The sequence below is a fragment of the Aliamphritea hakodatensis genome (assembly GCF_024347195.1).
GTDB classification, from domain to species: domain Bacteria; phylum Pseudomonadota; class Gammaproteobacteria; order Pseudomonadales; family Balneatricaceae; genus Amphritea; species Amphritea hakodatensis.
The window spans coordinates 2,068,614-2,087,513 of record NZ_AP025281.1; the positions used below are offsets into that span (position 1 = coordinate 2,068,614).

Here is an 18,900-nt window from a genome sequence, read left to right on the forward strand (position 1 = left end):
TATTTCCGGCAGGCCTTCTGGACGGCGGATTTTACCAGTGTCAGGCGGGAAAGCAATTTATGTGATCAGCCAGCAGAAATACAGGTAGATGCTCAGCTCAGAAAGTTGCTGGCAGGCGCCCAGACAATCACCGGTATAACCGCCGATCCGTTTCAGGAAATAGCGCCGGCAGGCAAGGGCAGTAATGATCGCCGGTAAGCTGGCTAACCAGATGCCTGTAGTAGAGTATGTGTCGCTGAAAACAGCGGTGATGATCAGAATCAGTATGACCGGCAGGGCAGCAAAGCTCAGCCCGCCGATGCTGATGCCCCGGCCCATGGTGCGGGCTTTACTGCTGTTATCTGCCCGCACGTACTGATCCATGTATATCAGCAGCAGTGGGCTGAAGCGGCTCAGGGTATGGGCGAGGATCATCACCAGCGCGATGTCTGTCAGGGTTGTTAATGTCAGAAATTTCAGGCCCAGTGCCAGCAATAAGGCAATACAGCCGTAACTGCCCAGCTGTGAATCTTTCATGATGGCCAGCACCTGGGATTTTTCCCAGCCGCCGCCAAAGCCGTCAGCACAGTCTGCCAGACCGTCTTCGTGGAGTGCACCGGTGAGCAGAATGCCGGTGGCTATCGCAAACAGGGTAGCGATTGCCGTGCCGAACAGATACCCGGTTATGGCAAAGCTCAGTGCGCAACCGCTCCCCACTAACAGGCCGATTACAGGCAGGTAACGGTTGGCCAGCTGGTTGTTTTTCTGGCTGTATTCGACCCCGGCAGGGGCCGGCAGGCGGGTAAAAAATACCAGCGCGTTAAAAAATAAATGATAGTGCTGTTGCAGAGTTTTCATGTGCACGCCATGCCGGGTCGCTGACAGGCAATTGTGCCGGTCAACAAATGTTAATTTATACCTTTGCGCTGTGCATTCCAGCCTTTAGAATTCAACACTATGAGGCGTCGTTGTATCAGGCGGATATTTGCTAAAAAATGTGCCGGCGCTTGCGGTAACTCCGCGCACTTTAATTTAATCAATCGAGAAGGTCTATGTCCCTGGAACATCCTTTTGCTCAATATGTACGTATTCTTGGTAAAGGTAAGAAAGGCTCCCGTTCACTGACTCAGGAAGAAGCCCGCGATGCCATGCAGATGATCATCCGGGGTGAAGTTGAGCCGGAGCAGCTCGGGGCATTTATGATGTTGCTGCGGGTGAAGGAAGAAGCGCCGGAAGAACTGGCGGGTTTTGTATCCGCGGTACGCTCTGAAATGCATCCGCCACAGGATCTGCGGGTTGATATCGACTGGTCTACCTATGCGGGTAAAAAACGTCAGTTACCCTGGTTCCTGCTCAGCGCGCTGGCCCTTGCCGATGCCGGTTACCGGGTGTTTATGCACGGTGCCCGTGGCCATACCCATGGCCGGATGTACACCCAGGAAATGCTGGCAATGTTTGGTCTGGAAGCCTGCCAGGACTGGCAGCAGAGTGCCGCCGCGCTGGATCGCGATAACTTCGCATTTATGTCGATTGAGCAGCTTAGCCCGAAGATGTCGAAGATTATTAATCTGCGCAACATCATGGGTTTACGCTCGCCGGTGCATACTCTGTGCCGTTTGCTGAATCCGTTACATGCTGAACATACGGTGGACGGGGTGTTTCATCCGGCGTACGGGCCGATGCACCAGAAAACCGCCATGCTGCTGGGGGTTAAGCGGGGGCTGACAATCAAGGGTGATGGCGGTGAAGCAGAGATTAAACCGGACAGCGACTGTGATCTGCAGTGGACCTTTGACGGTGAATATCAGGCAACTCAGTGGCCGCGTTATTATCCGCGCCGGCTGGTGAAGCAGGAACTGAGTCTGGAAGCGCTGCCGGGCCTGTGGCGCGGTGAAGTTGCTCATGAATACGGTGAAGGGGCGGTGATTTCCACCCTGGCCACGGTATTACAGCTGCTCAGCGATCAGGCACCGGAGCAGTCTGATGCGGCGGATTATATAGCCAGGGCAGAGCAGATCTGGGCGAACCGTAATAAGCAGAGGTTTAACGGCTAAGGTAGCAGTAACGGCTAGCGCCGGGCATCAGTCCCGGCGTAACTTATCGGACACCGCAATGGGGTTCGGGAAGTTGAAAATCACCACATAGGTGGACAGCAGGAAAGTCAGAATCGCTGTTGCCTGAATCACATGAGACGCCGCCTGCCCGATCAGCGCGGTGCTGGTGGCCAGATAGGCAATCAGCAATGAGAATTCACTGATCTGTCCCAGCCGGAAACCCACTTCCCATGCAAGCTGTTTGCTCTCACTGATACGGCGTAACAGTACCCGGAACACCAGTGGCTTAAGGGCCAGTACCAGTACCGCCAGTACCAGAGCAGGTACAATAATCTCACCCAGCAGGGCAAGGTTAAAGCTGGCACCGATCGAAAAGAAAAACAGGATCAGGAAAAAATCCCGCAGCGGCTTCAGGCTGGTGGCGATGTACTGTGCAATCGGGCTGGTAGCCACGGCTACGCCACCGATAAAGGCGCCGATCTCTGCGGACAGTCCCGCGAGTTGGGCAACTTCTGCCATGCCAAGGCACCAGCCGATAGCCAGCAGGAATATGTATTCATGAAAGCGGTCGAACTGATGAATCAGGGGCAGCAGGCAGAAGCGGACAAAGACAAACGCCGCGACAATAATTGCCGGCAGGGCAATGGCCGTTTGCACAAACATCATTGGATCGCTTTCTTCAGCGCCGGTACTGTTCAGAACCAGCAGTACCATGATGGCGATGATGTCCTGCAGTAGCAGTAAACCGACTACCAGTTCACCGGTATGTTTGTGATGCAGTACTGTGGTGGGCAGCAGTTTGATGCCAATAATGGTGCTGGAAAACATCAGGGCAACACCGATGATAATGGCTTCGGTCTGAGTGAAACCGAAGGCGATGCCAACCAGATAACCTATGGCCATGAATATAAGCGCACTGAGTATGGCAACCAGGGTTGCCTTGCGCAGCATCTGCACCAGATGGGAAGGCTGCATATCCAGCCCGAGCAGGAACAGCAGGAATATAATGCCGATATGGGAAATGTCAGCCAGCAGCTTGGTATCGCCGATGAATGCAAAACCGTAGGGGCCGAGCAGCGCCCCCAGCACAATGTAGGCAACCAGCAGGGGTTGGCGGGTATACAGGGCAATGGAAGCAAGCACCGCCGCACCGGTAAATATCAGGAAAAACGAAAATACTAAACTGTGTTCTGCCATGTGCCGGTGAGCCCTCGGGTGAACGGGTCAAAAATCAACAGTTTAATCAATCAGGGCAGACATATGAAGCGCTGTGCTGATTTAAAGAAGGAATAAAGAGGGTGAACCGTTGTCTAATAACTGATCAATTTACTCGGGTATAGAATGGGTGTATCCTGCACGCCACAAGAGTTGTATTTGCCACAGGAATATACATGAATATTACGGTTACTGAGTCGGCCGAGAGCTATCTGGCCGAACTGTTGGAAAAGCAGAACGTTGAAGGCATTGCCGTGCGTATGTTTGTGACCCAGCCAGGTACCCCATACGCTGAAACCTGTCTTGCTTACTGCCGGCCGGAAGAAGTTGTTGCCGACGATGAATTATTAGAGCTGACCAAGGTTAATTTTTACTTTGAACACAACAGCCTGCCTTACCTTGAAGAAGCGACAGTTGATTATGCCACTGACCGCATGGGTGGCCAGTTAACAATTAAAGCGCCGAATGCCAAGGTGCCTAAAGTATCCGCAGACAGCCCGATGGACGAGCAGATTACCTATGTACTGTACTCAGACATCAACCCGGGCCTGGCTTCCCACGGCGGTGAAGTGAAGCTGGTTGAACTGGTGGAAGAAGAAGCCGGCCACATTGCGATTCTGCAGTTTGGCGGTGGTTGTCAGGGGTGCAGTGCCGTTGATATGACCCTGAAAGACGGTGTTGAGAAAACCCTGATCGAACGTGTCCCGGGCCTGATCGGTGTACGTGATGTGACCGATCACTCGGTGCGTGACAACGCTTACTACAAGTAAGCAGCGGTTTTAAAAAGAAAAGGTTCCTTCGGGAGCCTTTTTTATTGCCTGAAAAACGGATTAAACGGCCGTTTCTGTATGCTTTTTAAACAGTCCTGGTGGCGAAATAACCAGCTGAGAATTATTCCCATAATGGTAGATTGTATCGCTGTGTCTGAGCTGCTATAAACTGATTAACCTGATTCTGGCACATAAAAATCAGGCGAGGTAACAGGGGCACACAACATATTGACCTTGAAAAAGAATTTCAGATTATTTTTATTTTCAGTGCTTGTAATCTGAATTGCGGCCCCCATCTAGATTTAAAACGTTTTGTTGCACATCTATCTAACCTGCCTTTTGGTTTCCGGCAGAGTTTCATAGGCAGTATCTGAAGAAGGAGAGGGTCCCCATGGCACCACTCGAGAATAATACTGAGATCACTACCACGCTGCCGGTTTTACCCCTGCGCGATGTCGTTGTTTATCCGCATATGGTGATTCCACTGTTTGTGGGTCGCGAAAAATCTATCAAAGCCCTTGAGTCTGCGATGGAGCAGAACAAAGAAATTCTGTTAGTGGCACAAAAAAATGCCTCTGATGATGAGCCGGTGGGCAGTGATCTGTTTTCTGTCGGTACTGTCGCCAGCGTATTACAAATGCTGAAACTGCCGGACGGTACTGTAAAGGTACTGGTCGAAGGTGATTACCGGGCTAAAGTTGAAACCCTGAGTGAAGAAGGTGAATTCTTTACCGCTGAAATTTCGGTACTGCCGGTTGCTGAGCTGAACCCGGCGGAAGGTGACATTTATAAGCGTACCGCGCTGGATCAGTTTGAACGTTTTGTTCAGGTCAACAAGAAGATCCCGTCTGAAGTCCTGAGCTCCCTGTCCAGCATTGATGAGGTAGGCCGTCTGGCGGATACCATCGCTGCGCATATGGCGCTGAAGCTGGATGAAAAGCAGAGCATTCTGGAAATGCTGGATGACCGTGCCCGTCTGGAACACCTGATGGCGCTGATGGAAGCGGAAATCGATCTGGTCGAGGTTGAGAAACGCATCCGTGGCCGGGTTAAGAAACAGATGGAAAAGAGCCAGCGCGAGTACTATCTGAACGAGCAGATGAAAGCGATTCAGAAAGAGCTGGGTGATCTGGACGAAAATGGCACCACAGACATCGAAGAGCTGAAAAAGCGTATCGATGAAGCCGGCATGCCAAAAGAAGCTTACGACAAGACCATCAACGAGTTTAACAAGCTGAAGATGATGTCACCGATGTCAGCGGAAGCGACCGTTGTACGCAGCTATGTCGACTGGATGTTGCAGATTCCGTGGGCGAAGCGCAGCAAAGTACGCCACGATATGAAGCGGGCGGAAAAAATCCTTAACGAAGATCACTACGGTCTGGAAGAAGTTAAAGACCGTATTCTTGAATATCTGGCGGTACAGAAGCGGGTTCGCAAGCTGAAAGGCCCGATCCTGTGTCTGGTCGGACCTCCGGGTGTCGGTAAAACCTCGCTGGGCCGTTCCATTGCCCGGGCGACGAACCGTGAATATGTCCGTATGGCGCTGGGCGGCGTACGTGATGAAGCGGAGATCCGTGGCCACCGCCGTACTTACATCGGTTCACTGCCGGGTAAGCTGATTCAGAAGATGGCGAAAGTCGGTGTGCGTAACCCACTGTTCCTGTTGGATGAGATCGACAAAATGGGCATGGATCAGCGTGGTGATCCTGCGTCTGCATTGCTGGAAGTACTTGATCCGGAACAGAACAGTACTTTCAATGATCACTATCTGGAAGTGGATTACGATCTTTCCGATGTGATGTTCGTCTGTACGTCTAACTCCATGAACATTCCGGGGCCGTTACTGGACCGTATGGAGATCATCCGTATTCCGGGTTATACCGAAGATGAAAAGCTGAACATCGCGAAGAAGTATCTGACGCCTAAGCAAATGAAGACCAATGGTCTGAAAGCGAAAGAGCTGGAAATCGAAGATGAAGCGATTCTGGATCTGGTGCGTTATTACACCCGTGAAGCCGGTGTCCGTGGTCTGGAGCGTGAGATTTCCAAGGTGTGCCGTAAGGTGATTAAAGAGATCACCCTGGAAGATAACAAAGCCGCCAACATTGTCGTTAATTCCGAGAATCTGGAACAGTACAGCGGTGTGCGCAAGTTCAACTTCGGCATTGCTGAAGAAGAAGACCGTATCGGTCAGGTTACCGGTCTGGCGTGGACATCTGTTGGCGGTGATATTCTCACCATAGAATCCGCTGTGGTACCGGGTAAGGGGCGTCAGGTGCATACCGGCTCGCTGGGCGATGTGATGAAAGAATCCATCCAGGCGGCGCTGACAGTGGTCCGTAACCGTGCGGAGACCCTGGGCATTGCGGCAGACTTCCACGAAGAAAGTGATATCCACATTCACGTACCGGAAGGTGCGACGCCGAAGGACGGCCCGAGTGCCGGTATCGGTATGTGTACTGCGCTGGTGTCTGTGCTGACCAATATCCCGGTTAAGTCCGATGTGGCAATGACCGGTGAGATTACCCTGCGCGGTCAGGTGCTGCCGATCGGCGGTCTGAAAGAGAAGTTGCTGGCTGCTCACCGTGGTGGCATCAAGACCGTTATTATTCCGCACGAAAATACCCGTGACCTGAAAGAGATTCCGGATAACATTAAGGCTGATTTAAGGATCTGCCCGGTTAAATGGATCGACGAAGTACTTGAAGTTGCACTGAAATATCAGCCGGAACCGTTAAAAAAGGCTGAAAAAGCAAGCGTAACGACAAAGAAAAAGCAAGCAAAAACTGAGCGCGGACAAATAAAAACACATTAATGGCAAATATGGGTAAAAGTGGCTGAAAGCCGCTTGACACCTGAATCTGCCGCTTGGTATAAATTGTCCGACTATATTGCTGGGCATGGATTAAGAACATATAAAAATGATTGGTAAAAGGGGAACAAAGTGAATAAATCTGAACTGATTGATGCAATCGCGGCTTCTGCTGATATTCCTAAAGCGGCTGCTGGTCGTGCACTGGACGCAACTCTGGAATCTATCTCTGGCGCTTTGCAGAAGAACGATTCTGTTGCTCTGGTTGGTTTTGGCACATTCAGTGTTAAAGAGCGTGCAGCACGTACTGGTCGTAATCCACAGACTGGTCAGCCAATTGAGATTGCTGCTGCTACTCTGCCTACTTTCAAGCCTGGTAAGGCTCTGAAGGACGCTGTAAACAAGTAATATTTCTGTTATTCCGGTTCGTTAATTCGTCTGCTTCCTGGTGTGACTGTTCAGCCTTTGCTTAGCACTGAACATTCGCGGTTTGTAAACAGAGAATCAACGAACCAGCTTAACTGCTTGTAGTAAAGGCGAGTGATTAAAGGAGCGGTAGTTCAGTTGGTTAGAATACCTGCCTGTCACGCAGGGGGTCGCGGGTTCGAGTCCCGTCCGTTCCGCCAATATCAAAGGCGCATTCTATAAGGATGCGCTTTTTTTTATCTGAAAATATTAGAGGTCCGGGAGGATCATGCTTCAGAGTATCCGAGATAATTCAAAAGGCATTGTCGCTAAAATCATCGTAGGTCTGATTGCCGTGACCTTTGCTTTGTTTGGTGTTGAATCTTTAGTCAGCCTGACCAGTGGCTCAAATGCGCCGGCAACGGTTAATGGCGAAGAGATCAGCGAGCGTGATGTGCTTCAGGGCGCAGATTTACAGCGTCGGCAGCTGCTGACCCAGATGGGTGAAAATGCTGATCCTACCTTATTAGATGACAACCTGATCCGTAAGGCTGTACTGGAAGGTCTGATTGAGCAGGAAGTGCTGCGTCAGTCTGCAGTGAGCCAGGATATGACCATTTCCGATCAGCAGCTTGATCAGCTGATTGTGAGCACACCGGATTTTCAGGTGGATGGCCAGTTTAACCGTCAGCAATATGAAGCGGTGTTACGTAACGCCGGTTTTTCACCGCTGCTGTATAAGCAGCTGCTGCTTAAAGACAAGCTGATTGAGCAGGAACGTGCTGGTTATGTGCTGTCTGCGTTCACGCTTGAAGATGAAGCTGAACAGGTAGTGGCGCTGGACCGTCAGACCCGTGACTTTGCCGTCATTACCCTGTCTGCTGAAGATTATAAAGCTCAGCAAAACGTAACCGCTGAAAATATCAGTGCTTACTACGAAGACAACAAGTCTGAATTTATGACTGAAGAGCAGGTCATCATTGAGTATCTGATGCTGAATAAAGCAGATCTGCGTGGTGACGTTGAAGTGGACGAAGCTGAGCTGCAGTCGCAGTTTGATCAGCGTCTGGCTGCTTTTCAGGCCCAGGAAGAGCGTCAGATTTCACACATCCTGATTGAGCTGGGTGACGATGAAGCCGCTGCTGAAGCCAAAGCGAACGAACTGTACGCGCAGTTACAGGGCGGCGCTGACTTTGCTGAACTGGCCCGCGCTGAATCTGATGATCCGGGCTCTGCGGATGCCGGCGGTGACCTGGGTGTGTATTTCCAGGGAATGATTCCGGGCGCTTTTGATGACACTGTTAACACTCTGGGTGAAGGTGAGTTATCTGCCCCTGTCCGGACAGACTTCGGTTATCACCTGGTAAAAGTGAACGCGATCACTAATTCAGAGCCGCCAAGCTTTGAGGCGCTGAAAGATCAGCTTATCGAAGAGCAGGTCGCTAACAAGGTTGAGTCGCTGTATGTTGAGAAACTGGAACAGCTGGCTGACCTGACCTTCTCTGCCGGTGATCTGCAGGATCCTTCTGAAGAGCTGCAATTGGAAATCATCACTGCCCCGGCGTTTGGCCGTAACGGCGGTTCTGATGAGCTGACCAGCAACCAGCGTGTGCTGCGTCAGGCATTTGATCAGGAGCTGATTCAGGACGGCATCAACAGTACACCGATTGAGCTGGATTCCGGCCGTACCATGGTACTGCGGGTTAAGGAGCATATCCGTCCGCGTCAGGAAGCTGAAACTGAAGTGGCTGCGGTTATCCGTACCCGTCTGATTGATCAGGGCGCTGCTGAAGCGCTGCAGTCAGATATCGATTCTGAACTGGCTAACCTGCGCAATGGCGCTGAGCGTACCAGTATTCAGGGTGCTGACTGGGCTGTGGCGGATCAGGTAAACCGTGCTGACCGTGAACAGCAGCCGCAGGTTGTGCAGCAGGTCTTCAAGATGGCTCAGCCATCCGGTGATGTAGCGACTTACACCAGCCTGGATCTGTTTGACGGCAATAAAGCCATTATTGCGCTGACCAAAGTAAATAACGCTGACATTGCAGCGCTCACAGAAGAAGAGCGTGTTGCGATGCAGGCGATGCTGGCGCAGCGTGTCGGACAGTTTGATTATCAGGCGCTGCTCAAGGCTCGTCAGGCGGCTGCTGAAATCGAACGTCTGTAAAAAGTTTTTTCAACTGCATGTACTTAATGCAGACCCGCTGCTGAATTTCAGCAAAGCGATATAGTCACAAACGCCCCTGTTCAGGGGCGTTTTTTTTGTCTGAACAATTCAGCCGGGATCCGTGGTCAGCAACTCCCAAAGCTGCACGGCCTGAGGGCTGTGCAGCCGGTCTTTCAGGCGGATCAGATAGATCGGATTCAGCAGTCTGGACGGATAATTGCTGATATCCAGTTGCTGCAGCTCCCCGGATTCAAGTTCCGCTGCAATCATATGTCTGGGCATGCGGGCCCAGCCCATACCTGCCATCAGCAGGGTTTTCTTCATGTGATAATCGTTGACGTACCAGGCCTGACCACCCGGAATGACATGGCGGTGGGGTATCGGTGCCACTGAGCCACTGTCGGAAATCAGGATATGGGGGCGGTTGCGCAATACACTCTGGCTGATCAGTTGCCCCGATGTGGGGGTATCTGCGTCGCTGAGAAAGCCTCTGGCGGCGACTGTCAGGGTCTCGGTCTGATCGATCACTGTAAACTCAAAGCGTTCATCAAGGCCGGTGTGCGGGCCGATGGCAAGGTCAGAGATTTCAGTATGCAATTGCTCCGGCACCCCGGATAAATGCTCAGTATTGATGGTCAGGCGCAGATCAGGCCGCTGCAGGCAGAACTGGCGGATGGTTTCTAGCTTGGGTAGCTGGCTGAAGTTCGCGCTGATGCTGATATGCAGGGTGGGGGTGTTCTGGTGCGCCAGCTGATGGCCCAGTTGTTCGAGATCTTCGCTTTGTTTAATCAGTTGTCTGGCCTGCCGGTAAAATGCCCGGCCGGCTTCTGTCAGGCTGGGGCGGTAGCTGTCTCTGTCCAGTAGTTGCAAATCAAACTGGGCTTCAAGGTTGCGTACAGCGGCGCTGATGCTTGGCTGGGTTTTAAAAATGGCGTTGGCAGCCGCGCGGAAACTGCCGTGTTCCACCACTGCAATAAATGCTTTTAGCTGATCATGCGTCATGAAAGTAAATTCCTTTCATTTCGATAAAAAGATGAAATTATTTTACTTTCGAATTAAGGCGTAAGCTAGACCCCGTTCTGAAGTTGCTGAAGGGGAGAAAGTCATAGTGGGATTTGAACTGATTATTTTGACGGTGGCCGGGTTTCTGACCGGGTTTTCCAAATTCTCTGTCGGTGGGATGGGGTTGCTGATTTTACCGGTGCTGATGTTGGCGTTTCCCGGCACGGCGGCGCTGGGGATTATCGTGCCCCTGTTTATGATGACGGATGCGCTGACGATGTGGCCCTATCGCAAAGGGGCTGACTGGGGCTTTATCAGCCGGCTGGTGCCCATGATGCTGGCGGGTATTCTGGCGGGCAGCCTGTTGCTGACTGACATGGATGTGCAGCTGTTTTCATTGCTGCTGGGAGGGCTGATTTTGCTGGCGCTGATGCTTGGGTTTGTATTTGACCGTCTGGGGGCTGGATGGCTACGTAAGCCGTCTGTGATGGCGGTGATGGGATTCTTTACCGGCATTGTGGGGTTACTGGCAAATGCGGCCGGGCCGCTGGTCAGCCTGTTCCTGCTGGAACAGAAGCTGAGTAAGCGCAGCTATGTATCCACCCGGTGCTGGATGGCGACCCTGACCAATCTGGCAAAGGTGCCGGTGCTGATGTATCTGGGAATTCTGACTCAGGATTCGCTGGAAGTGAGTGTGCTGGCGGTGCCAGGGTTATTACTTGGTGGTCTGATCGGTTATTGCTTTTTAGGCACGCTGAGTGCGGCACAGTTTAAGTGGATCATTCGCGGGCTGGCAGCGGTAGCGGCAACCAAGCTGTTACTGTTCAGTTAACTCTTAAGATTTTTGTATAGGCATCAGGCAATAAAAAACCCCGCATTGGCGGGGTTTTTTTATGGCTCTTTTGTATGAGCCTGTGTCAGTGCAGAGCGTTACGCAGTCGCGATCACGCTTGAAGCTGCATTGGTGTAAGAGTCGATCTGGTCGAAGTTCAGGTAGCGGTAAACATCTTCAGCCATGCTGTCGATCTTAGTCGCGTATTCCATGTACTCTTCAACGGTCGGGATCTTACCCAGCAGCGCAGCAACCGCCGCCAGTTCTGCAGAAGACAGGTAAACGTTAGCACCTGTACCCAGGCGGTTTGGGAAGTTACGTGTAGAAGTAGATACAACAGTCGTGTTGTCGCCTACACGTGCCTGGTTACCCATACACAGGGAGCAGCCTGGCATTTCCATACGGGCGCCGGCTTTACCGAAGATGTTGTAGTAACCTTCTTCAGTCAGCTGAGCGGCATCCATCTTGGTTGGCGGTGCAATCCACATGCGGGTCGGCAGAGTTGTGCCAGCCGCATCCAGCAGTTTACCTGCAGCGCGGAAGTGACCGATGTTGGTCATGCATGAACCCAGGAATACTTCGTCGATCTGTACGCCGGCAACTTCAGTCAGGGTCTTCACGTCATCCGGGTCGTTCGGGCAGGCCAGGATAGGCTCTTTTACGTCAGCCAGATCGATTTCGATAACAGCTGCGTATTCAGCATCTGCATCGCCTTCCATCAGTTCCGGATTGGCCAGCCATGCTTCCATGTTACCGATGCGGCGCTCGATCGTACGCGGGTCACCGTAACCTTCAGACAGCATCCACTTCAGCATGGTGATGTTGGAGTTCAGGTATTCACGGATAGGCGCTTCGTTCAGCTTGATAGAACATGCAGCAGCAGAACGTTCTGCGGCAGAGTCAGACAGTTCGAATGCCTGCTCAACTTTCAGATCCGGCAGGCCTTCGATTTCCAGAATACGGCCAGAGAAGATGTTCTTCTTGCCGGCTTTAGCAACGGTCAGCAGACCCTGCTTGATCGCGTAGTAAGGAATCGCGTTAACCAGGTCACGCAGAGTAACACCTGGCTGCAGAGTGTCGCCCTTGAAGCGAACCAGTACAGACTCAGGCATATCCAGAGGCATAACACCGGTTGCTGCAGCGAATGCAACCAGACCGGAACCGGCAGGGAAAGAAATGCCGATTGGGAAGCGGGTGTGAGAGTCACCACCGGTACCGACTGTGTCAGGCAGCAGCATACGGTTCAGCCAGGAGTGGATTACACCGTCACCAGGACGCAGGGAAACACCGCCGCGGTTCATGATGAAGTCTGGCAGGGTGTGGTGAGTCTGAACATCAACCGGCTTAGGGTAAGCGGCGGTGTGACAGAAAGACTGCATAGTCAGATCAGCAGAGAAGCCCAGGCAAGCCAGATCTTTCAGCTCGTCGCGGGTCATCGGGCCGGTAGTGTCCTGAGAGCCTACGGTGGTCATCTTAGGTTCGCAGTATGCACCAGGGCGGATACCTTCAACGCCACAGGCTTTACCCACCATCTTCTGTGCCAGAGAGAAACCTTTGCCAGTGTCGGCAGGTTGCTCTGGCTTACGGAACAGGTCAGATGCTCCCAGACCCAGTGCTTCACGGGCACGTTCAGTCAGGCCACGGCCAATGATCAGCGGGATACGGCCGCCGGCACGGACTTCGTCCAGCAGTACAGGAGTCTTCAGACCGAATTCGCACAGGGTTTCGCCAGTTTCAGCGTTCTTGGCAACACCTTCGTACGGGTAAACGTCTACTACGTCACCCATGTTCATCTTGGCAACATCCATTTCGATCGGCAGGGCGCCGGCATCTTCCATGGTGTTGAAGAAGATCGGAGCAATCTTGCCGCCGAAGCAGTAACCGCCAGCGCGCTTGTTCGGTACGTTCGGGATATCGTCACCGAAGAACCACAGCACAGAGTTAGTGGCAGACTTACGGGAAGAACCTGTACCGACAACGTCACCTACGTAGGCAACAGGGTGGCCTTTAGCCTTCACTTCTTCGATCTGCTTCAGAGGGCCAACGCTGCCATTGTTAACCGGCTCGATGCCTTCACGTTCCATTTTCAGCATGGCGTTCGCGTGCAGCGGGATATCAGGGCGGGTGAACGCATCCGGTGCAGGAGACAGGTCATCTGTGTTGGTTTCGCCCGGTACCTTGAAGACGGTAACGGTGATTTTTTCAGCCAGTTCAGGCTTGCTGGTGAACCATTCGCCCGCAGCCCATGATTCCATGATCTGTTTAGCGTACGTGTTACCGGCATCCGCCTTGTCTTTTACGTCGTAGAACGCATCAAACATCAGCAGAGTGTGGGACAGCGCTTTAACGGCAGTCGGTGCCAGTGCGTCATTGTCCAGTGCTGCGATCAGTGGCTCGATGTTATAACCGCCCAGCATTGTGCCCAGCAGTTCTACAGCTTTAACCTGATCTACCAGAGGGGAAGTCGCTTCACCCTTTGCAACGGCAGCCAGGAAACCGGCTTTTACATAAGCTGCCTGGTCAACACCGGCAGGTACACGGTTTTCCAGCAGATCAAGGATGTATGCTTCTTCGCCAGCTGGCGGGTTTTTCAGCAGCTCAACCAGTGCAGCTGTCTGATCTGCATCCAGTGGTTTAGCCGGCACGCCTTCCTGGGCGCGTTCTTCTACATGTTTACGGTAAGCTTCAAGCACGATATAGCCCTCATCTGTTGTCTCTGTCCGGCTCCATAGAACAGCCGGTGGTCGAATGGCCCATATTTTGGACGATTCTTGAATTTGGCGCGTGAATTCTAGCTCAAACCGGTGAAAAAGTTAAGTTTTGTCAACAATGTTTATGTTAATACTTTCCGCTTATACCGATTCAGCCCTGACAACGGGCCTGTCTGGATAATACGGGGGGAAGTTTACGGTTTTTGTTGCTTAACTCTCTGTAAAATAAGGGTTTTGTGTTGATGCTATTATTGTTTTTATGATGCTTTATCCGTGTAAAAGCGATCACTTTACAGAAATAGCTTGTCAGTGTGCGACATAGGCCAGAATGCAAAAGTGTAGACAGTCAGGACGAAAATGGTTTTTTTATTGGGTTTTTTGGGCTGGATTGTCGACAATTTGCGTAGCCTAAAGGGTTTTTAAAATTTTTATGAATTTTTTAGGACATTCCTAAACCTGTAGAGGCGTGCCCGGGTGTTTTGTCAGCAAACTGAGCCTGTCATGCGATAAACTGCCATCTGAATCACTTTAATCTCTAAGAATCAGGCATATTTGCATGTCGGGGTAGTGATAATTGCCGTCAGGCATTAGAATCCATGTCATTGCTTTGAGTATCGGATGAAAGAGTATTTCTAATGGGAAGAAGTTTTGAAAATCGTAAAGCATCTATGGCGAAAACCCAGGGTGCTAAATCTAAGTTATATGCCAAGTACGGGAAAGAGCTTTATGTTTGCGCAAAAAGTGGTGGCGTAGACCCGGACGGCAACTTGTCTCTGCGACGTTTGATCGAAAAAGCAAAAAAAGATCAGGTTCCGGCCCACGTAATTGATAAAGCGCTGGACAAAGCCAGTGGCGGTGGCGGCGAAGACTACTCACACGCCCGTTACGAAGGTTTTGGTCCGGGCGGCTGCATGGTGATTGTTGACTGTCTGACGGACAACAACAACCGTACCTTCGGTGACGTGCGTACTGCCTTTAACAAAGGTAAGGCGAAGCTGGGCGGTCAGGGTGCTGTGGCACACATGTTTGATCACCGCGCAGTACTGGTATTTCCTCACGGCGATGAAGATGAAATTCTTGAGCTGCTGATGATGGCCGACGTGGATGTGGCTGATATCGAAAGCGAAGACGGCAAGATCACTGTTTACGCGCCGCATACCGAATTCTTCAAAGCGAAAACAGCATTGCATGAAGCGCTGCCGGACGTTGAGTTCGACGTGGAGGAAATCACCTTCGTTCCTCAGACTATCAGCGAGCTGAGCGGTGAAGATGTAGAACAGTTCGAGAAGTTTATGGACCTGCTGAACGACTGCGATGATGTTCAGGAAATCTACCACAACGCTGAGATTGCTGAGTGATATAGGCAATCGCGTTCGTTAAAGTAAAAAGCCCTGCACTGCAGGGCTTTTTTGTATCTGTAGTCTGGGCATTAAAGCGTCACCACCCGGATCGCCAGCGCGAGTAATACCAGCCCGGTGATCCGGTTAATCCACTGGCTGTTGCGCTGTAACCGGCTCAGCACTGAACCTTTCGACAACACCAGACACACCAGCGTGTACCACAAGCCATCAACAAGGGTGGCGGTGGCAATCAGAATCAGTTTATCGGCCTGGCTTGCATCGGCAGAAACGAACTGGGAAAACAGCGCAATGAAGAAAATTGCCAGCTTGGGATTCAGTAATGAAATCAGCAGGCCTTCCTGACCGGCCTGTACCAGTGAAACCTGCCGGCTGGCGGTGACATTCAGTGCACCGGCGGCCCCCGCCCTGATCGCCTGTACTCCAATCCATGCCAGATAGGCAGCACCTGCCCAGGTGATGAAGGTAAACAGCTGGCCGGACTGGCTGATTAGAAGGGATAAGCCTGTCACTGTGGCGAACGCCCACAGGCCAACGCCGGCAGCGTGTGTCCAACTGGTGAGTAAACCGTGCTGGCGGCTGTTATTAACCGTCTGTTTAAGCACCACGGCCAGACTCGGCCCGGGAGACATCGCCCCCAGGCAGCAAACCAGAAAAAGTGAAAGCCAGGCGGTGAATGTCATGTATTGATCCTTAAGCAGATAACGGTTCCCTGAAGAGCTGCATTTAAGCGTTGTGACACGTGAAATGCAACTGGCAGGCTGGAGTCTTATTGCATGTCAGGCAATAAATAAATTGTGTCATTCAATGTGCCGTGCCAGACTTTTTCGCACTCAATGAAAGCAGGAGGCGTTATGAAAACAATCGGCATGCTGGGTGGCATGAGCTGGGAATCCAGTGCGGACTATTATGCCGCGCTGAACCGGGGCGTTAAACAACAACTGGGCGGCCTGCATTCCGCGAAAGTCTGTATGCTGAGTGTGGACTTTGCGGAGATTGAGCAGTTACAACACGCCGGCGACTGGCAGCAACTGGCAGAAATTCTGGCCGGGCAGGCGGCGGCTACTGAACGGGGCGGAGCGGACTTTCTGCTCATCGCCACCAACACCATGCATAAGGTGGCTGATGAGGTGGAAGCGGCCATCAGCATTCCTTTATTTCATATTGCCGATGTAACCGCCGAAAAACTGCTGGCGGACGGTGTTCAGAAAATCGGTTTGCTGGGCACCCGTTTCACCATGGCAGAAGACTTTTATAAAGGCCGCTTAACCAACAAGTTTGGCTTGCAGGTACTGGTGCCGGATGCTGCTCAGCAGGATGATGTTCACCGCATCATTTATGAAGAACTGTGTCAGGGCCAGGTGAAGGATACTTCACGGCAGGTGTACCTGAAGATTATTGACAACCTGTTTGCCCGTGGCGCTGAAGGGGTGATCCTCGGCTGTACCGAAATCGCCATGCTGGTGAAGCCTGAGCATACCACTGTGCCTTTATATGACACCACTGCACTGCATGCGGAAGGTGCCGTTAAGCTCGCGCTGCAAGAGGATTCTTAGCAGGCTGCCTTCAGGCTGACTAAACTGTTAATCAGACAGCATCTGAAACAGTTACAGTCAGCAGGAGGCGGTTATGATCATCAACCATCAGGTGGGAATTGCCGGCAGTGCCACGGACATCTACGAAGCACTTACCACCAATGAAGGGCTAATGGACTGGTGGACCAACGATGTCACCGGTGCCGGCGAAGTCGGCTCAGTCATACAGTTCAGATTTAACGGCGGCGGGCCGGATTTTCAGGTCACCGAACTGATCCCGGATCAAAAGGTTGTCTGGCGGCACCATGGCGATATGCCGGAAGCCTGGAAGGGCACGGAAGTCAGCTTTGACCTCATCCCCCGGGAAAATCAGGTAATGGTGCGTTTCCGCCACGCCAACTGGGAAGAAGCGACCGACTTTATGGCCCATTGCACCACCAAGTGGGCGGTGTTTCTGCTGAGCCTTAAAGCCCTGATCGAGACCGGTACCGGCCAGCCGTTTCCCGATGACATTCACATCGACCACAGCTGATCATCATGCAGTGCCTTGAAGAGCGGCGGGTGGAATGCCCTTATTGCGGTGCCGGTTTTACCTGCCTGCTGGATTGCAGCGCCGGCAACCAACAATACACTGAAGACTGTCAGGTGTGTTGTCAGCCCATTGTCTTTGATCTGTTCATTACCGACGGGGAAGCGGAGATACAGCTGCGCCGTGAAGATGACGCCTGAAACACTGTTTCAGGTGCCTGTATCTGTGTACACTACGCGCCTTTCAGATTGACAGAGACAACACACAGTGGAAAGCCGCGACGTAGTAATTATTGGTGCCGGAGCCTCAGGATTAATGACGGCTGCAACCGCCGGATACCGGGGCAGGGATGTGCTGGTTCTGGAGCACACCAAAAAGGTTGGCCGTAAGATCCTTATGTCTGGCGGCGGCCGCTGTAACTTCACTAACATCCACAACAGCCCGGATAACTTTCTCTCTGCCAATGCGCACTTTTCCAAGTCTGCCCTGAGCCGTTATAAAGCCGCTGACTTTATCGAACTGGTGGAGCGTCACGGGGTGGAATTCCACGAGAAAACCCTTGGCCAGTTGTTCTGTAATGAATCCAGTAAAGAAATCCTGCAATTGCTGCTTACCGAATGTGACTGGTCCGGTACCGAAATCCGTACTGAAACCAGCGTAAACAAGGTTGAAGCACTGGCCGACGGCGGCTACCGGCTGGAAACCACCTCAGGTGAACTGCAGTGTCAGTCGCTGGTGATTGCCACCGGCGGGCTGTCGATTCCTAACGGCGGCGCAACCTCCTTTGCCTATGATCTGGCCCGACAGTTCGGTATGGAAGTCACCGAACTGCAAGCGGCATTGGTGCCGTTCACCCTGCAACCGAAAGATCTGGAGCACTTTAAGCCGCTCTCCGGTGTATCCCATCCGGTCACCGCCAGCATCGGTAAGGTTAGTTTCCGTGAGAACATGCTGTTCACCCACCGGGGTATCAGCGGCCCGGCGATTCTGCAGATCTCTTCATACTGGCAGCCGGGCACCGAAGTAACCATCGACCTGTTTCCGGAACTGGACCTCAGTGACTGGCTGCTTGAGGCAAAAACTCAGCACGGCAAAGCCGATATCGTAAACCAGCTTGCACAGCTGATGAGTAAGAGGATGTCGCAGACCTTCTGTGAACTCTGGAACATCAGCGGCCCGATGAATCAGTTCGACAACAAAAAGCTGGCGGCCATCGCTGACCAGTTCCACAACTGGACCGTTAAACCCAGCGGCACGGAAGGCTACCGCACCGCCGAAGTCACTCTGGGCGGCATCATCACGGATGAAGTGTCTTCAAAAACCTTTGAAGCCAAAAAAGCCCCGGGGCTGTACTTCGTGGGTGAATGTCTGGACGTTACCGGCCACCTGGGCGGCCACAACTTCCAGTGGGCTTGGGCCTGCGGCTTCGCCGCCGGGCAGTTTGTGTGATCAGAGATGTTAGGTTAGACAAGCGGACGTTTGTCTGATCTCTAAGTTTAAGTTTTATATCAACCTGATGTTTATGAAG

At 52.2% G+C, this 18,900-nt stretch carries 16 protein-coding genes and 1 tRNA gene; 12 read left to right on the forward strand and 5 right to left on the reverse strand.

All coding sequences use genetic code 11. The annotated features are described in order from the left end of the window. Positions 1 to 57: 57 nt before the first annotated feature. On the reverse strand, positions 58 to 837 hold the full coding sequence (locus PCI15_RS09460) for an adenosylcobinamide-GDP ribazoletransferase (RefSeq protein ID WP_271274082.1): 780 nt from the start codon (positions 835 to 837) through the stop codon (positions 58 to 60). Between the two features lie 194 nt (positions 838 to 1,031). On the opposite strand from PCI15_RS09460, the gene PCI15_RS09465 reads away from it, so the two are divergent. Then, the gene (locus tag PCI15_RS09465; RefSeq protein WP_271274083.1) at positions 1,032 to 2,033 is read left to right on the forward strand and encodes a glycosyl transferase family protein; all 1,002 of its coding nucleotides are present in this window, start codon (positions 1,032 to 1,034) and stop codon (positions 2,031 to 2,033) included. Between the two features lie 27 nt (positions 2,034 to 2,060). Here PCI15_RS09465 and PCI15_RS09470 read toward each other — a convergent pair whose 3' ends face one another. Then, on the reverse strand, positions 2,061 to 3,230 hold the full coding sequence (locus PCI15_RS09470; RefSeq protein WP_271274084.1) for a cation:proton antiporter domain-containing protein: 1,170 nt from the start codon (positions 3,228 to 3,230) through the stop codon (positions 2,061 to 2,063). Positions 3,231 to 3,424: 194 nt separating this feature from the next. On the opposite strand from PCI15_RS09470, the gene nfuA reads away from it, so the two are divergent. The 5 genes from nfuA (at position 3,425) to PCI15_RS09495 (ending at position 9,405) form a co-directional block, all read left to right on the forward strand. After that, the gene (gene nfuA / locus PCI15_RS09475) at positions 3,425 to 4,018 is read left to right on the forward strand and encodes a Fe-S biogenesis protein NfuA (protein WP_271274085.1); all 594 of its coding nucleotides are present in this window, start codon (positions 3,425 to 3,427) and stop codon (positions 4,016 to 4,018) included. Between the two features lie 391 nt (positions 4,019 to 4,409). Beyond that, a complete protein-coding gene (gene lon, locus PCI15_RS09480) occupies positions 4,410 to 6,836 on the forward strand; it encodes an endopeptidase La (protein ID WP_271274086.1) in 2,427 nt (808 codons plus the stop codon). A gap of 129 nt (positions 6,837 to 6,965) precedes the next feature. Continuing rightward, positions 6,966 to 7,241 (forward strand): HU family DNA-binding protein, encoded by a 276-nt coding sequence (locus PCI15_RS09485; RefSeq protein ID WP_205655877.1) that lies wholly within the window; start codon positions 6,966 to 6,968, stop codon positions 7,239 to 7,241. Between the two features lie 141 nt (positions 7,242 to 7,382). Next, positions 7,383 to 7,459, forward strand: a tRNA-Asp gene (locus PCI15_RS09490). Positions 7,460 to 7,527: 68 nt separating this feature from the next. Further along, positions 7,528 to 9,405 (forward strand): SurA N-terminal domain-containing protein, encoded by a 1,878-nt coding sequence (locus PCI15_RS09495; protein WP_271274087.1) that lies wholly within the window; start codon positions 7,528 to 7,530, stop codon positions 9,403 to 9,405. A 108-nt stretch (positions 9,406 to 9,513) separates the two neighbouring features. Here PCI15_RS09495 and PCI15_RS09500 read toward each other — a convergent pair whose 3' ends face one another. Next, positions 9,514 to 10,407 carry a LysR family transcriptional regulator gene (locus tag PCI15_RS09500; protein WP_271274088.1) on the reverse strand — a complete coding sequence of 298 codons (894 nt, stop codon included), beginning with the start codon at positions 10,405 to 10,407 and terminating at the stop codon, positions 9,514 to 9,516. A 106-nt stretch (positions 10,408 to 10,513) separates the two neighbouring features. On the opposite strand from PCI15_RS09500, the gene PCI15_RS09505 reads away from it, so the two are divergent. Beyond that, complete coding sequence (locus PCI15_RS09505) at positions 10,514 to 11,239, forward strand: sulfite exporter TauE/SafE family protein (RefSeq protein WP_271274089.1); 726 nt, start codon at positions 10,514 to 10,516, stop codon at positions 11,237 to 11,239. A gap of 98 nt (positions 11,240 to 11,337) precedes the next feature. On the opposite strand, the gene acnB is transcribed toward PCI15_RS09505, so the two are convergent. Continuing rightward, entirely contained in the window at positions 11,338 to 13,932 is a 2,595-nt protein-coding gene (gene acnB, locus PCI15_RS09510) for a bifunctional aconitate hydratase 2/2-methylisocitrate dehydratase (RefSeq protein ID WP_271274090.1), read from the reverse strand. A 653-nt stretch (positions 13,933 to 14,585) separates the two neighbouring features. Between acnB and PCI15_RS09515 the strand changes: the two genes are divergently transcribed. Next, positions 14,586 to 15,308, forward strand: a complete 723-nt coding sequence (locus PCI15_RS09515) for a YebC/PmpR family DNA-binding transcriptional regulator (protein WP_271274091.1) — start codon at positions 14,586 to 14,588, stop codon at positions 15,306 to 15,308. 71 nt (positions 15,309 to 15,379) lie between these two features. Here PCI15_RS09515 and PCI15_RS09520 read toward each other — a convergent pair whose 3' ends face one another. Next, on the reverse strand, positions 15,380 to 15,991 hold the full coding sequence (locus tag PCI15_RS09520; protein WP_271274092.1) for a LysE family translocator: 612 nt from the start codon (positions 15,989 to 15,991) through the stop codon (positions 15,380 to 15,382). A 171-nt stretch (positions 15,992 to 16,162) separates the two neighbouring features. On the opposite strand from PCI15_RS09520, the gene PCI15_RS09525 reads away from it, so the two are divergent. From PCI15_RS09525 to PCI15_RS09540, 4 genes are all read left to right on the forward strand, one after another. Beyond that, positions 16,163 to 16,864 carry an aspartate/glutamate racemase family protein gene (locus tag PCI15_RS09525; protein ID WP_271274093.1) on the forward strand — a complete coding sequence of 234 codons (702 nt, stop codon included), beginning with the start codon at positions 16,163 to 16,165 and terminating at the stop codon, positions 16,862 to 16,864. Positions 16,865 to 16,937: 73 nt separating this feature from the next. Then, complete coding sequence (locus PCI15_RS09530) at positions 16,938 to 17,375, forward strand: SRPBCC family protein (RefSeq protein WP_271274094.1); 438 nt, start codon at positions 16,938 to 16,940, stop codon at positions 17,373 to 17,375. Positions 17,376 to 17,380: 5 nt separating this feature from the next. Next, positions 17,381 to 17,572 (forward strand): CPXCG motif-containing cysteine-rich protein, encoded by a 192-nt coding sequence (locus PCI15_RS09535; protein WP_271274095.1) that lies wholly within the window; start codon positions 17,381 to 17,383, stop codon positions 17,570 to 17,572. A gap of 67 nt (positions 17,573 to 17,639) precedes the next feature. Then, positions 17,640 to 18,821, forward strand: coding sequence for a BaiN/RdsA family NAD(P)/FAD-dependent oxidoreductase (locus PCI15_RS09540; RefSeq protein ID WP_271274096.1), 1,182 nt, complete (start codon positions 17,640 to 17,642; stop codon positions 18,819 to 18,821). Positions 18,822 to 18,900: the final 79 nt, after the last annotated feature.

Excerpts from the sequence above, each read along its gene's own strand:
- PCI15_RS09460 (WP_271274082.1), bottom strand. The coding sequence starts at position 837 with ATGAAAACTCTGCAACAGCACTATCATTTATTTTTTAACGCGCTGGTA.
- PCI15_RS09465 (WP_271274083.1), top strand. The coding sequence starts at position 1,032 with ATGTCCCTGGAACATCCTTTTGCTCAATATGTACGTATTCTTGGTAAA.
- PCI15_RS09470 (WP_271274084.1), bottom strand. The coding sequence starts at position 3,230 with ATGGCAGAACACAGTTTAGTATTTTCGTTTTTCCTGATATTTACCGGT.
- nfuA (WP_271274085.1), top strand. The coding sequence starts at position 3,425 with ATGAATATTACGGTTACTGAGTCGGCCGAGAGCTATCTGGCCGAACTG.
- lon (WP_271274086.1), top strand. The coding sequence starts at position 4,410 with ATGGCACCACTCGAGAATAATACTGAGATCACTACCACGCTGCCGGTT.
- PCI15_RS09495 (WP_271274087.1), top strand. The coding sequence starts at position 7,528 with ATGCTTCAGAGTATCCGAGATAATTCAAAAGGCATTGTCGCTAAAATC.
- PCI15_RS09500 (WP_271274088.1), bottom strand. The coding sequence starts at position 10,407 with ATGACGCATGATCAGCTAAAAGCATTTATTGCAGTGGTGGAACACGGC.
- PCI15_RS09515 (WP_271274091.1), top strand. The coding sequence starts at position 14,586 with ATGGGAAGAAGTTTTGAAAATCGTAAAGCATCTATGGCGAAAACCCAG.
- PCI15_RS09520 (WP_271274092.1), bottom strand. The coding sequence starts at position 15,991 with ATGACATTCACCGCCTGGCTTTCACTTTTTCTGGTTTGCTGCCTGGGG.
- PCI15_RS09525 (WP_271274093.1), top strand. The coding sequence starts at position 16,163 with ATGAAAACAATCGGCATGCTGGGTGGCATGAGCTGGGAATCCAGTGCG.
- PCI15_RS09530 (WP_271274094.1), top strand. The coding sequence starts at position 16,938 with ATGATCATCAACCATCAGGTGGGAATTGCCGGCAGTGCCACGGACATC.
- PCI15_RS09535 (WP_271274095.1), top strand. The coding sequence starts at position 17,381 with ATGCAGTGCCTTGAAGAGCGGCGGGTGGAATGCCCTTATTGCGGTGCC.